Origin of the sequence: Paenibacillus zeisoli (assembly GCF_003994465.1) — a bacterium.
Lineage (GTDB): Bacteria > Bacillota > Bacilli > Paenibacillales > Paenibacillaceae > Fontibacillus > Fontibacillus zeisoli.
This window is the reverse complement of record NZ_RZNX01000005.1, coordinates 229,284-245,010: the sequence shown is the minus strand read 5'-3', so window position 1 is coordinate 245,010 and position 15,727 is coordinate 229,284. Positions and strand designations below refer to the sequence as shown.

Annotated in this window: 12 protein-coding genes; 3 read left to right on the top strand and 9 right to left on the bottom strand. The window is 47.6% G+C overall.

The window, feature by feature from the left end:
* Positions 1 to 5 precede the first annotated feature (5 nt).
* From EJP77_RS13910 to EJP77_RS13900, 3 genes are read right to left on the bottom strand one after another with little or no spacing between them, the layout of a single operon-like run.
* Positions 6 to 512, bottom strand: coding sequence for a metallophosphoesterase family protein (locus tag EJP77_RS13910; protein ID WP_127199847.1), 507 nt, complete (start codon positions 510 to 512; stop codon positions 6 to 8).
* Between the two features lie 12 nt (positions 513 to 524).
* Complete coding sequence (locus tag EJP77_RS13905; RefSeq protein WP_127199875.1) at positions 525 to 1,457, bottom strand: DUF7916 family protein; 933 nt, start codon at positions 1,455 to 1,457, stop codon at positions 525 to 527.
* Positions 1,458 to 1,512: 55 nt separating this feature from the next.
* The gene (locus EJP77_RS13900) at positions 1,513 to 3,201 is read right to left on the bottom strand and encodes a glycoside hydrolase family 13 protein (RefSeq protein ID WP_127199846.1); all 1,689 of its coding nucleotides are present in this window, start codon (positions 3,199 to 3,201) and stop codon (positions 1,513 to 1,515) included.
* A 228-nt stretch (positions 3,202 to 3,429) separates the two neighbouring features.
* On the opposite strand from EJP77_RS13900, the gene EJP77_RS13895 reads away from it, so the two are divergent.
* Positions 3,430 to 4,665, top strand: coding sequence for a multidrug effflux MFS transporter (locus EJP77_RS13895; protein ID WP_127199845.1), 1,236 nt, complete (start codon positions 3,430 to 3,432; stop codon positions 4,663 to 4,665).
* A gap of 59 nt (positions 4,666 to 4,724) precedes the next feature.
* Here EJP77_RS13895 and EJP77_RS13890 read toward each other — a convergent pair whose 3' ends face one another.
* The 5 genes from EJP77_RS13890 to EJP77_RS13870 all read right to left on the bottom strand — a co-directional run bounded on the left by EJP77_RS13890 (position 4,725) and on the right by EJP77_RS13870 (position 9,829).
* A complete protein-coding gene (locus EJP77_RS13890; RefSeq protein WP_127199844.1) occupies positions 4,725 to 5,336 on the bottom strand; it encodes a TetR/AcrR family transcriptional regulator in 612 nt (203 codons plus the stop codon).
* A gap of 83 nt (positions 5,337 to 5,419) precedes the next feature.
* Complete coding sequence (locus tag EJP77_RS13885; RefSeq protein ID WP_127199843.1) at positions 5,420 to 6,895, bottom strand: MDR family MFS transporter; 1,476 nt, start codon at positions 6,893 to 6,895, stop codon at positions 5,420 to 5,422.
* 288 nt (positions 6,896 to 7,183) lie between these two features.
* Entirely contained in the window at positions 7,184 to 8,113 is a 930-nt protein-coding gene (locus EJP77_RS13880) for a Gfo/Idh/MocA family protein (RefSeq protein ID WP_127199842.1), read from the bottom strand.
* 55 nt (positions 8,114 to 8,168) lie between these two features.
* Complete coding sequence (locus tag EJP77_RS13875; protein WP_127199841.1) at positions 8,169 to 8,918, bottom strand: SDR family NAD(P)-dependent oxidoreductase; 750 nt, start codon at positions 8,916 to 8,918, stop codon at positions 8,169 to 8,171.
* Positions 8,919 to 8,944: 26 nt separating this feature from the next.
* Complete coding sequence (locus tag EJP77_RS13870; protein ID WP_127199840.1) at positions 8,945 to 9,829, bottom strand: Rossmann-fold NAD(P)-binding domain-containing protein; 885 nt, start codon at positions 9,827 to 9,829, stop codon at positions 8,945 to 8,947.
* A gap of 375 nt (positions 9,830 to 10,204) precedes the next feature.
* On the opposite strand from EJP77_RS13870, the gene EJP77_RS13865 reads away from it, so the two are divergent.
* Together EJP77_RS13865 and EJP77_RS13860 are read left to right on the top strand one after the other, a co-directional pair.
* Positions 10,205 to 11,977: an Ig-like domain-containing protein gene (locus EJP77_RS13865; protein ID WP_127199839.1), complete on the top strand. Its 1,773-nt coding sequence runs from the start codon at positions 10,205 to 10,207 to the stop codon at positions 11,975 to 11,977.
* 187 nt (positions 11,978 to 12,164) lie between these two features.
* Complete coding sequence (locus EJP77_RS13860; protein ID WP_127199838.1) at positions 12,165 to 13,652, top strand: hypothetical protein; 1,488 nt, start codon at positions 12,165 to 12,167, stop codon at positions 13,650 to 13,652.
* Between the two features lie 295 nt (positions 13,653 to 13,947).
* Here EJP77_RS13860 and EJP77_RS13855 read toward each other — a convergent pair whose 3' ends face one another.
* Entirely contained in the window at positions 13,948 to 15,672 is a 1,725-nt protein-coding gene (locus EJP77_RS13855; RefSeq protein WP_127199837.1) for a glycoside hydrolase family 13 protein, read from the bottom strand.
* Positions 15,673 to 15,727 lie beyond the last annotated feature (55 nt).

Genomic DNA, 15,727 nt, shown 5'->3' with positions numbered 1-15,727 from the left:
TATTTCTATTCTTTTGAATCATAAAAGATATGTCTCGCTTCGATACCACTCTCCTTCAATTCCAGAAGACCAATCGAATAACGGGACTCCCTCCGTTTGTCCGTGGCAGAGCCAGGATTAAACAGAAGAACACCATTCACCTGCTTCAGCAAAGGTTGATGCGAATGACCGAACAAGATGGCGTCCACAGTGTCTTCCCTGAACGATAGCTGAGCCTTCTCTTCTGTAGTTCGGCCGACAAATGGTGTATGGCCATGCACGAGTCCAACTCTGTAAGGTTCAAGAGTTAGAATTTTCCGGTGGCCGAACCGGTCAATTATTTCATCCGGGTCATTATTACCTGCAATCCCTTCAACAGGGGCAAGGGCAGCAAGCTGCTCGTAGACATCCATGGTGACCCAGTCTCCAAGATGGAGAATCAGATCTACTCCGCCGAACGCTTCAATTACGGCAGAAGGCAGCTGCTTGGCGGATCTGGGCATATGCGTATCCGAGATGACTCCTATGATCATTGATAATTCCTCCTATCGCAGTGGGGACGCAGCCATACGAATATAGGTATGCCGGCGGCCGCGGATCGCTATGGATAATGCCTGAATATTCTCGGGAACCGCAATACCGCCAAAACCAGCGTCCCCGATATGAAAGACATCGGCACCCGCTCTCTTGGCACTCAGCGCAATCTCCCGGATGGTGGATTCATCCGATCCTTCCTGACTTGTCCCGATCGCAGCCAAGGCAAGAGCTCCTTTGTCCTTAACCGCGGTAATGATCGCCGCAAGCTCTCTTTCCCTTAGACCCGGCACGGTACCCGGTGCAGGTAGAAGAACTATATCCGCTCCCGCTTCCGCGAACCGGACAGAAGCGTCGATATCCGTGACTTTCCCCTTGGTACCAGCTCCGTGCATTTTACCAGCAAGGATAAGGCCGCCAAAATGTTCCTTGGCAAGCTGAATGGCCTGCAGGATTTGTTCGTTCGTTACTCCGGTCTTCGGATTGCCCGTTAAGCAGATGAAATCAAAACCAAGCGTCTTAGCTTCGGCGAGCGAGGCTGCCGTGGCTCTTCTGCCCTCTGGCAGCGTATCAAGAGTTTCTAACTTATCCGCCCCTTCATCAACAGGCTCCAGATTCACCCCAACCGGAAGTCCTGTCAGCTCTTTAAGCCTACGGATCACTCCCCTGTCTGAACCCGCCTCGGATCCCGTATTCGGATGGAAAGTACTCTCCGCAATAACTCCGTGAACGCCTGGATTAAATACATCAAAAAGATTCAAAAGGATCATATCGGCACCGAACGCCTTGGACAGCTCCGCATTGGAAACCTCGGGCAGAAGGGACTTCGTAACCACATTCTCCGAGATAATGGTTCGTCCCTCGGCCGCTAGAATGGATTGCTTCAATTCCTCACGATTCATCTGTACGAAATCAGAAGCTCTGCAGTCCAGTATTCTCTTCATCAAAGCCACCTCGATCTCCTATTTGCAACTCACTCTCATGTTAACATACCCTGCGTTAACTTATTAAGTAGACTCTCGCTTCATAAGGCCGAAGCTGTAGCTTCAGGATATCCTCTTCCGCAGCTGTTTTGTAATTCGAGATTAACAGCTTGGCCCCTTCCGGGTTCAGATCATTAGGCCATTCAAAAACCGGCTGCTGGTCGAAAAAATTAAGAATAACCAAAAGCTTATTCTCCTCAAAAGTTCGCGTATAGGCATAGATCTCGGTATGCAAAGGGAGCAGGAGCTTATACTCCCCATATACCATAACTTTGTGCTCCTTCCTTAAAGCGATCAGAGCCTTGTAATAATTGTAGATGGAGTCCGGGTCTTTCTGTGCAGCCGCCACATTGATCTCCATATAGTTGGAGTTCACATTAATCCAAGGCTGCCCTTTGGAGGTGAACCCGGCATGCTCGGTATTATCCCACTGCATGGGGGTCCGGGCATTGTCCCGGCTTTTTTTCCGGATCGCCTTCATGATCTCCTCCTCAGGAACGCCTCTCTCTCTCCTCTCATGATAAAAGTTCAATGTCTCCACATCTCTATAATCCTCGATGGAGTCAAAGGATGGATTCGTCATCCCGATCTCTTCTCCTTGGTAAATGTAGGGCGTACCTTCCAAAGTCAGGAGGAACGTAGCCAGCATCTTGGCTGAAGGCACGCGAAAATTCAGATCATTCCCGAATCGGGATACCGGGCGGGGCTGATCATGATTCCCCAGGTAGTTCGCATTCCATCCTTGGTTATGAAGTACGGTCTGCCACTCGCTCATTACTTTTTTGAGCTCAATGAGGTTCCATGGCTTGATCTCCCATTTCCCGCTCCCAGGTGAAGCGGCATCCAGATACATATGCTCAAATTGGAACACCATATTCAGCTCACGGCGAGTGTCTCCCACATAATCTAGGGCCTGATGGGGCCCGAGTCCTGAAGTCTCTCCGACAGTCATGATATCGTAAAAGTACAGAACCTTATCATGGAGATTTTGCAGCAGGGTATGAACTTTATCCAGATTCGAGAACAGCTGATAAGCTCTAACAGTCGGCAGATGATTGGGGTTCTCTGCGTCAGGCAGCCCCTGGGCTTTGACAATATGGGCTATGGCATCGAATCGAAATCCATCAACCCCTTTCTTCAGCCACCATTGAATCATGTTGTGAAGTTCATCAACCACCGCCGGGTTATCCCAGTTCAGATCAGGCTGCTGCTTGGCATATAGATGGAGATAATAACTATCGGTAGTAGAATCATGTTCCCAGACAGAACCGCTAAAGTATGATTCCCAGTTGTTTGGCGGCCCGCCATTCTTGCCTTTACGCCAGATGTAGTAATCGCGTTTGGGGTTGTCTTCCGAAGATCTAGACTCGACAAACCATGGATGTTCATCCGAGGTATGATTAAGCACTAAATCCATCATCAGCTTCATGCCGCGGGAATGGACCTCACGAAGAAGACGGTCGAAATCCTCGAGCGTTCCGAACTGCTGCTGAATATCACAATAATCACTGATATCGTACCCATTATCATGATTCGGCGACTTGTATATGGGACACAGCCAGATTACATCAACGCCGAGGTCCTTCAAATAATCCAGCTTGGAGGTAATCCCTCTAAGGTCTCCTATTCCATCTCCGTTTGAGTCTTTAAAACTGATTGGATAGATTTGATAAACCACACTTTCCTTCCACCATTTGGGGTTCATCCTGCAAGGCCTCCTTTGTCTATGTAAAACAATTCCTGTTTGTATACTTTTAAACAAGGTCAGCCAATTAGAACATTCTTTGAGAAAAAATGAAGCTGCTTAGTTCAACGGCAGACCAGGCTTATCCTTTACATTTCTCATCTCATGTATAATAATCAGGGCTGGTCAAAAAAAACTGTAATCACATCAGTAACAAGTCGCACAAGAAAGGAAGTGTAGGGTCAATTCATGAATAGATTAACTTTAGACACCGTGCCCTCACTGAAATTATCACGCTCGCGCCGATTATGGATGGCAGTAATATTAGGTTCATTATCCGCATTCGGACCCTTGTCCATCGATATGTATCTGCCCTCGCTGCCGAAGCTCACAGCTGACCTGAATACTACCGCTTCCCTAACTCAGCTGACGTTAACCGCCTTTTTGCTTGGACTTGCATTGGGGCAGCTGGTCGTTGGACCCCTTAGTGATGTGAAAGGGAGAAGGTCTCCTCTGATGATTTCTCTGGCGGTGTATGCAGTATGCTCTCTATTATGCGTATTCTCCCCTTCGATCGGGGTATTAATCGTACTGAGATTTATTCAGGGGGTTACCGGCGCAGCAGGGATTGTTCTATCCCGGGCCATAGTCAGGGACTTATACTCCGGTACAGAACTGACCAAATTCTTCTCTTTATTAATGCTTATTAACGGGGCGGCGCCAATCCTTGCTCCGATTATAGGTGGACAGCTGCTGCGTATATTTCCATGGCGCGGTGTATTTGTTGTTCTGACGCTAATTGCAATTGTCATGCTTGCAGCCGTCTACTTCAGTCTTCCCGAGACTCTTCCCAAGCAAAAAAGAGCGGCAGGAGGTATTCGACAGACCTTCTCCACCTTCGGCAGGCTGCTTAAGGACCGTGTCTTCATGGGATATACGTTGGCCCAAGGTCTTGTAACGGCCGCGATGTTCGGTTACATCTCGGGGTCGCCGTTCGTCATGCAGGATATATTTGGCGTAACCCCTCAGACGTACAGCCTGATCTTTGCCATTAATGGTATAGGGATTATTGCGGCCAGCCAAGCCACCGGACGACTTGCAGGCCGCATTCGGGAAGAAAAATTACTCGTTGTCGGCCTCTACATGGCAGCATTGGGTGCCATTATACTGCTAATGGGCCTTATCTTGGTTCCCCGGCTGATTGCGGTGCTGCTGCCGCTCTTCTTCGTTGTAGCTTCCGTAGGCATTGTTGGAACAACCAGCTTCCCCTTGGCCATGAAGGAACAGGGCCATTCGGCAGGAAGCGCCTCTGCCCTTCTTGGACTGCTTCCCTACATATTGGGTGCGGTCAGTGCGCCGCTGGTTGGGATAGGCGGTAGCCATACCGCGATCCCGATGGGTGTGGTTATCGCGATTGCGGATATCTGCGCAATTGGTTGCTATTACCTTCTGGTCCGCAGAACGGCGAACCAAGCTAAGAATTGAGATTGGGGATACAAAACAGGGTACACCATGGTTAAGTCCACGGCGTACCCTGTTACATTTTAAGATGGAGATTCTGCAAATAAAGGCTTGAAATAAAGCCCGTAGGCTTTGGCAGCTATAGCTTCAGGCGTATAGTTATTGTGACGCCGAAGATAGATATAGGAATCCGGTGAGAACAGGAACAAGAAAGCATTGATAATGAAGCAGGGGTCACAAGGCTTAATCTCATGGTTCTCGGCCGCTTTGTCCAACAGATCACGAAGCGTTCCATAGATAAATACATAGGGAGGTGACTGGGAGAATTCAAAGCCCATCTTCTGCATTTTGCAGTTATCCTCCAAAGCACCTATCCAGTTCATCATATCCTCAACGAAACTCACCCATTTATGGACAACCCGTTCAATCTGATCCCTGACAGGCCCTAAGTCCTGCTGAATTCCGCTGCGAATATCCTGCATAACGGCAGCCAGTTTCTCCTCAATCAAATTCAGGCAAATATCCCCGATGCTTGTGTATCGTCTATATAAGGTTCCCTGCCCGATTCCCGCCGCCTTGGCAATCTGGTGCATACTGACTTTATCTGCACCCCTCTGCTCGATCAGTAATCTGGCATTCTTTAATATCAAATCATTAATCTCAAGATGGCTTCTACTCTCTTCATGAAGCGGCATAGACCAAGTTCTCCTTCTAAGCAAGTAATGGATAAACACATCAACTCATTGTAACCTTTACTCTCTTAAAGGATCAATACCTATCAGACATGGGCTTTGGCCGCTTGCTCATGTGGAACGGTGCTCCTGCGCATAAATAAGGACAGAATCAAGGCTAGAACCGTCAAAACTGCAGCGAACCAGAAAGCATTATGCACACCAGCCGTCATTGCTTCCGCAAGCTGCTTCGGATTGTTCGGATCTTGAACTCCGCTTAGATACCGTGTCTGTCCAGAGGACATGATACTGATGAATAGCGCAGTACCCACTGCTCCGGCTACCTGCTGAATCGTATTCATAATTGCGGTGCCATGTGGATACAATGGACGCGGAAGCTGATTCAGCCCTGTTGTCTGTGCAGGCATGATCACCATGGACAGCCCGATCATCAGAACGGAATGAAGAATAATAATGACGAACACTTCCGATGTGGTCGTTACTCGCGTGAACATCCACAGGGTGATGGTCATGATTACAATTCCGGGAATAACCAAGGCTCTTGGCCCGAATCTGTCAAATAAACGTCCGGTGACCGGGGACATGAAGCCGTTAATAATGCCTCCAGGAAGCAGAATAAGGCCCGCAGTAAAAGCTTTAAGTCCCAGTCCGCTAATCATAAACATCGGCAGAAGGGTCAGGGTTGAGAACAAGGTCATCATCAGAATGACCATTAGAATGACAGCCAGAGAGAACATAGGATATTTGAAAGTACGCATATCCAGTACGGGCTCGGTAAGCTTGACTTGACGAAGAACGAACAAGATCAGGCCAATAGCACCGGCAATCAGGCAGGTAATGACCAGGGGACTAGACCAACCGACACTTGGGTCGCCTGCACTGCTGAATCCGTATACGATCCCGCCAAAACCAATTGTGGAAAGTAATATGGAGAAGATATCCACCTTGGGGCGGGTAACTTCTGATACGTTCCGTAAATAAATGAACGCGAAGATGATCGAGAACAAGGCAAGCGGAAGAACTGAGAAGAACAACCAGCGCCAGTTCAAGGAATCCAGAATTAATCCTGCCAGTGTGGGGCCAATAGCTGGCGCGAACATAATGACCAGACCGATCGTTCCCATGGCTGCCCCGCGCTTCTCTGGCGGATAAATCGTCAAGATGGTATTCATCATCACAGGCAGCAGCAGACCTGTTCCAAGAGCCTGCACCAGCCGGGCGACCAATAAGACTCCGAAGCTTGGCGACAAGCCGGCAATCAGAGTCCCAGCGAAGAACAGAACCATTGCACTGATGAAGATCTGTCTGGTTGTGAACCATTGAATTAACAAAGCCGTCACCGGAACCAGAATTCCGATCAACAGCATATAACCTGTAGTCAGCCATTGAATTGTCGAGTATGACACCTTCAAATCCTGCATCAGATCGGTAAGGGCCACACCAAGTAAAGTTTCGTTGAGCAGGGCCAGAAATGCCCCTATCATGAGAGAGATAACTATTGGAAGCCGTTTAATCTCGCCCGTAGGGACAGCCGCTCCCGAAGTTGTACTCGCTGTATTCATTGTAATCCTCCTTATAAGTATCTCTATGTAGCGACATTGCACAGTATAGCGTGTAGATTAAAAAGTCTCCGCTCTCCCTTCCCATGTTTATATATCCATCACGGACAATTGTCCGCATGTTGTATAGTAGCAGACAATTGTCCGCACAGTCAATGTAAACAATAAGTATATCTATTTGTTCATAATTTCTATTCCAACCTCTAGAACACAAATAAACCGTTCCCAGTAGGGAAACGGTTTGTTTGTGTTGTTAGCTCTAGTGGCAAGCTATGCTGCGCCATCTGCCCGTTATTCTTGAACCCAGGCGGCGGCGCCTCTGGCTTCAAGTTCCATCACCAAATCTTCGCACAGCTCATGCGTCTTGAGCGCATCTCTGGCTGAAGGGTAAGGATTTCTCTGCTCTTTTACCGCGGTTAGGAATTCATCGATCACCTGATCAAAGCCTCTTCTATAGAGATTTGGATCCCAGTCCTTGAAATGGGTATGCTGTTCTGCCCCGTTGTTATAATGGATGGTGGCATTCAGATTTTTGACCGACCACTTGTTACCGGGATTCATCACTTCCAGTATCTCTTCATTAACTCCGTTATCCCGGTTCATAATCCCCATACAGCTGAATCCCTGACCGTCCAGCTGCAGCATCACATGATACAACTTCCCGTCTTCTATACGGGCAGAAATATGGGTCTCTGTTATGTCCCCGGGTGCCAGAAACCGAAGCGTATCTACAACGTGAATGAAATCATCCAACACGAACCGCCGGGCGATATCAGGATGATGCAGACGATTTTTCTGCAAAATAATCAAGCGGCGTTCTTCCACACTTTTCAGCTGAGCATACATCGGCGCAAATCTACGATTAAAGCCTACCATTAGAATTCGCCCAGTCTGCTCCGAGAGTTCCACAATCCGGCGGGTTTCTGCCAGCGTGTAGGCAACGGGTTTATCTACATAGACATGAATCCCTGCACGAAGCAATTGATCCACGATAGCAGGATGTGATTCCGTTGAGGTATGTACGAAAGCCCCGTCTATCCCCGCTGCAATAAGCTCTTCCACCGTTTGAACATGCTCACGGATCCGGTACTTGGAGCTTAATTGATGGAGTGTCTCCAGGTTACGGGTACAAAAGATCAATTCAATGTCCTCTCGAGCCGTTATTACCGGCAAATAAGCCTTTTGTGCGATACTTCCCAGACCAATAATACCAATTCTCATAGGTCAAATCCTCCAATTTCAAGCGTGTAGTCCCTCTATTATAAGGTCCAAGAGACTACTCTTCATAGATCATTTTGCGTGTCATTCCACCGTCAATAACCAAATTGGCCCCCGTGATAAATGTATTGTCCGGGTGAGTCAAATAGAGACAAGCTCTGGCTATATCGGCCGGTTTCCCTACTCTGCCCGCCGGATGCTGCTGATGATCCTCAGGGCGGAGTGACTCGTAGTCTTGAGTCTCAATCCAGCCTGGACTGATGCTGTTCACTCTGATCCCGTCCTTGCCAAGAGAGATAGCCATCGCATGGGTCAGTGAATTTATCGCACCTTTGGAAGCCGCATAGGCTTCTGAATTCGGCTCTGACATTACAGCCCGTGTTGAGGATATATTCACGACCGATCCCGGGATCCCAAGCTCTGTCATATGCCGGGCCGCTTCACGTGCAGCAAGGAAGCAGCTGCGAACATTGGTGTTCAGTACATCATCCCATTCTTCCAGCTTAAGCTCGTAAGGAGATTTCCATCGGGAGACACCTGCATTGTTAATCAGGATATCGATGCGCCCAAATTCCTGTACCGTCTCCTGTATCAAACGTATAATATCCTCTTCCTTTCTTACGTCACAGGAAGCGAATACGGCATTTCTTCCTTCCTGCCGAAGTGCAGCTGCAGCAGCAGCTCCCTCAGCCTCCTGGATATCAGCAAGAACGACCGAAGCACCTTCAGCAGCGTAAGCTACCGCAATGGAGCGCCCGATCCCGTTTGCCGCACCTGTTACGACGACAACCTTCCCTTCATATGACACAGCAATCCCTCCTGTTCAAATGAGCATTATGCCCTTCCGCTCGCAATTTCTCTAACAAGTTCCGGGAACCAGTCAGACAATGAATGAAATGAATACCCTGCCTGAACCGCTTTACTCGTATCCATAACCCAGTCTGCCGGCACACCAAACGGGGATTTGTGCTCTGGCTGACTATCTGGCTGTATAACTGCAGTCTCTCCGGTGATTTCTTCGATGATACTTAGAATCTGACGGACGGAAAGGGATCCGCCGGACGCTGCGTTAACAGGACCATCCACCTTACCTTGACCAAGCCAAGATAGGAACTTCGCTGTTTCATCTGATGAAATGAGGCTGAGTTTCGCAGCCGGATTGGGTACGCCGATAGGCAGCCCCTCCTTCACATGCTTCACGTGGAAATGCAGCCTTTTAGTATAATCATCTGGCCCGAGCACAATCGGAATCCGCATGGCGGTAACCGGGAAATTAGCCTGTTGGAACAGGACCGCCTCGGCCTGACGTTTACCTTCCTGGTATGTGAAGTTCGCTGACGGACCCTCAAGAACGGGATACGTGTAAGGATCATAATTGTTCTCGGTCAGGAGCCGATCCACGGGATTATATACAGAAAGAGTTGATGTCATGATATAACGACCAACACGCCCATCGAACGCCTTAACTGCATGAATGGCATCATTCGGCGAATAGCAGATGTTATCATATATGGTGTCCCAATCCCCTATGGATGCCGTACGCAGCAGGTCTTCCTTGTTCGTTCTGTCGAGAGTTAGGTGCTTGACCCTCCTGCTGAAAATAACCGGTGTGTTGCCTCTGGTAGCCAAGGTTACATCATGTTCACCCTCTCCGAGAAGAAGTTCGACCAGTTTTTTGCCAAAATAACGGGTTCCCCCGAAAATTAATACATTTCCCATGATTCTTAACCTCCTATGAAGTGTATTCACTTAGTAGGTGAAATCACACCGAATGAAGTTACGTCTGAACAGTTCGTGAAGAGTTCTCTTAAATAGTAAACATTTGAAAGAAACTATACAACAAGGCAGGTGGTCCGCGTCTTTTTCAGATGGAATTGGCTTATAAGGCTTTAGTACCTAAAACAGGGTAACTATACCCATTTCCACACTTTGTAAAAAGGCCCTAAATCCCGAGTTTATGAGTCTACTTTCTTCCATAATTTATGAATATTGTGGGATACCCAAATGAAAACACTTCCATAATAATGGAGAAATAGAAGTTTTCGCCTCATTGCACTATCATCTATTAAAAATATCTGGGAGGAGTGTCAAAGTTTGTTCCATACTATAATTCGCAAATCTGCATATCTTATCACTAGTCTTACCGTTGTCTCAGGGGTCTTCGCCACCAGTGGATACGCCGCTCAAGAATCCCAGAAACCCGTGATTGAATGGTCACATGAATATGGAAAGGGTCAGCTGTCCTCTAATGGCCGCGGTGTAACACCTACCCCCGATGGCGGCTATATCATAGCCGGAGACGTTACTGGAACAGACCCGTCCAGTTATGGAATTACACAAGCCTATATTCTTAAAGTTAATGCCTCCGGCGAGAAAGAATGGGAACAAAAAATAGAGCATGGAGACTCGGAATATACCTACGCTTATAAAGCGGTCCCGACTAAAGACGGCGGATATATTGTAAGTGGATCGACCAAGAACTATGATGGCAAGCCGCACAGTGTCGCTTATTTAATGCGATTAACTGCTGAAGGCAGTGTAGTGTGGGAGAAAGAGTACAGTGACGGATACTCCAATCAATATGGCGAATCCGTTGTGGAAAGTGAAGATGGAGGGTTTGTAGTGACTGGCTACAGTGCAACTTCATGGGGAGAGGCTCCGGCCTACGTACTCAAGACGGATGCCCAAGGTAACAAGCTGTGGTTCAAGAAGTTCACATTCGGTAGCAATCAATACTTTAATGATATTACCCCTACCTCTGATGGCGGTACGATTTCAGTAGGAACGATTAACTCGATGTATGGCTCCGGTGATGATGATGCTGCTATAGCAACCAAGCTGAATGCCAAGGGTGAAGAAGTCTGGACCAAGAAATATGTTCAAGGGGGCCCCAAACGCTCCGCGTTCTCGATTACACCTGATAGTGATGGAGGCTATATGATCGGCAGCAGAACCAACGGGGATATTAACATCCTGACCAAGGTTGATGCTAACGGTGAGGTAATCTGGGAGAAGACCTATGATCCGACTCCAGATCGTGAGCTCTTCACACAGGTCGTCCGCACTAAGGACGGCTATGCGCTTCTGGGTGAGAACGAGAAAGGCCAATACCCTGATGAGCAGAATCAATTTGAGGTTTTGAAGGTGGACAAGCAGGGCGAGGTTCTGGATAATGTTCTCTTCGGAGAACCGAATCTTTATGCTATTGGCAGAGGTGCGGTCTCACCGGATGGCGGATTTGTCCTTACCGGCCAGGCCAACCAGGGTGAAGAATATTATCTTCAACTTACCAAGCTTGCTGGCAGTAATGCAGAGCAACCTGCTGTAACCTCTATTGAGTTCCCGGATACAACCAAGACTCTTGAAGTAGGCAAAAATGTGGCAGTACACCTTAATGCAGTATATGCAGATGGAACCAAAGCTGGGCTTACGGAACCGGTCACCTATACCTCGGACAACGAGAATATTGCGGCCGTAGATGGATCAGGCCTGATTACCGGGAAGAAACCTGGCAGCACTACCATTACTGCTGAATATAAAGGCCTTCATGCTCAGCTCCGGGTCAATGTCTCGGCGAGTGGAGATCCTGGAACATCAGACGGTGCCTTCTATCTGGATTCAGATGAATACTCGTTGTCCGCAGGGACTTCTCTTGATACGATCGCCATTTTCAAGGACAAAGACGGACAAATTCATGATGTTACCAAGCAGGCTATCTTCAAAAGTGAGAACCCTAAGGTCGCCGAATATGATAAAGACGGCAACATTATCGGAGTACACGCCGGCATTACACATGTTACAGCGGAATATAATGGTCAAACCTACAAAGCTTTGGTTCAAGTTGTTCGTGCCTACGTGCCGAGATAATCATGAGAGCCATCCTTAGGGATGGCTCTTTATTTAAAATTAGAGCCTGAATCTCAATAACTCCCCCAGCTAGAATTCCACCAAGCATTTAACACATCAGAGCTTTTCATTCATGATTGCCTCATTACCAAGTACATACAGAGCAGGCACATATATTATTTTAAAATTTCGGGAGGAGTGTCAAAGTTTGTTCCAATCTATTATTCGTAAGACCAGTTATGCTCTTGCATGCCTTGCTTTAGCTACAGGAATTCTCGCAGGCCACAGCTATGCTTCTTCAGTGAATGGGAAGCCTGTTATGGAGTGGTCACATCAGTTTGGTAAAGATCAGCTGTCCACCAATGGAAGCAGCCTGGCTCATACCTCGGATGGGGGATATATTGCAGCAGGTGATTCTAGGGATAACAGTGACGGAGAGACAAAAGCCTATATTTTGAAGCTGAATTCTTCTGGAGGCACCCAGTGGCAGCAAACGGTTCAGCATGGAGAATATACCTATGCAAAAAAGGCTGTTGAGACCAAAGACGGCGGGTATATAGTCAGCGGAACTTTCAGCAGTGATGACGGTAGACCTCATAATGCAGTCTTTCTAACCAAACTTACTGCCCAGGGTATCATAGAATGGGATCAGGAATATGACAACGGTTCTAATGTGAATGGAGATTCAGTCGCAGAGACCAAAGACGGTGGTTTTGTTGTAACCGGTTATACCCTTTCGGCCTCTGGTGAAGATTCTGCCTATGTACTGAAGACAGATGCCCAGGGACAGCAAGAGTGGTTCAACTGGTACCGGTTCGGCAGCAATCAGCACTATAATGATATTATTGCAACTCCAGATGGCGGTTCGATCGCCGTGGGTACTCTGGATACCATTATCGGTGACACCGGCAGTGACGGGGCCATCGTGACCAAACTAAATGGCGACGGCGAAGAACAATGGACCAAGAAATTCATCCAGCTGAATTCCGGACGTAATGCTTATTCCATCACTTCCTCAGGTGACGGCAATTATGTGATCGCAAGCTCTGCCGAGAAAGATGGCCAAGATGTTACCTATCTAACCAAAATGGATACAGCCGGCAAAGTAATATGGGAGAAGAACTATGATCTGAGCGCAGATCGGGATCTCTTCACCACTGTCACGCGAGCAGGACAGGGATTCGCCCTAATTGGGAATGTCCAAAAGGGATCTTATCCTGATTATGACAACCATTTCGATGTGTTAAAGGTAGATGAGAATGGTGAAATCCTGAATTATACGGTTCTTCCTGACCCGAATTTGGACGGACTGGGCCGAGGTACTGCTTCACCGGATGGCGGAATTGTATTGATGGGAACAATCGCAGCTGGCAATCAGTACATTCTGCAGCTGGCGAAGCTGGCTGGACAGGATGAGCCACCTCAAGAGGGCAGCTTCTATCTGGATTCTGATGAGTATTCCTTAACTGCGGGAACTACTTTGGATACTATCGCTTTATTTAAAGATAAAGAGGGTTTGGTTCATAATGTCACGAACCAAACCATCTTCAAGAGTGATAATCTGAAATTGGTTGATTATGACAAGGATGGCAACATCAACGGCGTACATGCGGGAATTACTTATATTACCGCCGAATATCAAGGACATACTTATCGGGCTTCGGTACAGGTGGTTCGAGCTTCTGTTCCGAAATAATGAAGATCGCCTATATTAGTTGAAATATTGATTTACACTTAAGGCGGCCATGTGAAATGTTCTTNGAAATATTGATTTACACTTAAGGCGGCCATGTGAAATGTTCTTTGAGTAATTCTTAAGTTCAACTTATATAGTTAAATAGAGATGTATAACAAGAAGCCCTGTCCAATTGGAACAGGGCTTCTTGTTATACATCTCATCTATAGCCAATTCTTCGATAACAACTCATCTAAAACGTATCACGTTTGACAGAATTTATCGGCATGAACAAACGTATTATTCACTTACTTTGTTACACCACTGGCTGTTCTAAAGTATCTTCCATTCTCTGTACCCGCTCTATATCTGCTGCTACCAGCAGGTATACTCTAGATTCATAGGGTTTGAGGGCAAGCGTCTGAATGCTCTCCGAAGGATCTGCTTCATAATTATGAATAAGCAGCTCCACGGAATCATATTCCCAACCAATCGGGCAGTCGAACAGCGCTTCATTCGCTGAGAGATTCGAGATCACCAGCAGCTTCTCATTGCCAAGTGTACGGCTGTACGCATACAGATTCGGGTCCTGCTGTGGCACAAGATCGTAAGTACCATACACGATTACCGGATTTGCCGCACGAAGAGCGATTAACTTCTTGTAATGGTGGTAGATCGAGTTCGGGTCCTGGATCTGCTTCTCCACGTTGATATCAGGATAATTCGGGTTCATCTTCAGCCAAGGCGTCCCTGTTGTAAAGCCTGCGTTGGCCTTATCGTTCCAGTGCATAGGTGTACGGGAGTTATCACGGCCGTTCTTCCAGATAATCTGCATGATCTCTTCATGGCTCTTCCCCGCTTCCCGCTCCAGCTGGTAGAGATTCTTAATGGCCACATCATTGTAATCATCAATGGAATCGAACTGCACGTTCGTCATCCCGATCTCCTGCCCTTGATAGATAAAAGGCGTGCCCTGCATAAGGAAGTACATGGTAGCCAGAGATTTGGCAGAGGCCACCCAGTACTCCTGGTCATTCCCCCAAGTTGACGTTGAGCGGGGCTGGTCATGATTCTCGATGAAGAGTGCGTTCCAGCCTCTTCCTTCAAGTCCTTTCTGCCAGCGGCTTAGCGTCTCCTGCAAGGTTTTAATATCCAGCCCTCCAGTTACACTCTTGTTCCACAAGGCCAAATGTTCAAATTGGAAGATCATGTTGAACTTGCCCCGCTCTTCTCCCACCCATTGATCCGCCTGCTCGGTCGATACCCCGCTGGCTTCCCCAACGGTCATGATATCGTATTTGTCGAATGTCTCCTGCTTCAATTCCATCAGGAAGTCGTGAATGCCTTCACGGTTCATATGACCCTCGAAGGACGGAACATATTTAAGTCCATCCGGGTTCGGCATGTCCGGGAATCCGGCTATTTTCTTAATATGGGAGATGGCGTCTACACGGAAACCGTCAATTCCCTTATCCAGCCACCAATTCACCATCCCGTATAATTCCCGGCGCACGTTCGGATTCTCCCAGTTCAGATCCGGTTGTCTTGTTGAGAAGACATGCATGAAATACTGCTCGGTCCCTGCATCATACTCCCATGCTGACCCCCCAAAGATACTCTCCCAGTTGTTCGGCTCTGTACCTTCCTTCGCATCGTTCCAGATGTAGTAATCACGCTTTGGGTTATCCTTGGAGGAACGGGATTCGATGAACCAGGGATGCTCATCTGAAGTGTGGTTAATCACCAAGTCCAGAATCAGCTTCATTCCACGTGCATGCACCTCGTGCAGCAGCTGATCGAAATCCTCCATACTTCCGAACTCTTCCATAATAGCCTGATAGTCCGAGATATCGTACCCATTGTCATCATTGGGAGACTTAAAGATCGGGCAGATCCAGATCACATTGATTCCGAGGTCGTGCAAATAATCAAGCTTGGAAATGATTCCTTGAAGATCCCCGATACCATCTCCGTTGCTGTCCATAAAACTCCGCGGATAAATCTGATATGCTGTTGCTTCTTTCCACCAAATTCTTTTCATAGTAGCTCCTTTATATCTATAAGTTGTCTTGATTATATGATTCGTCGTGTGCATA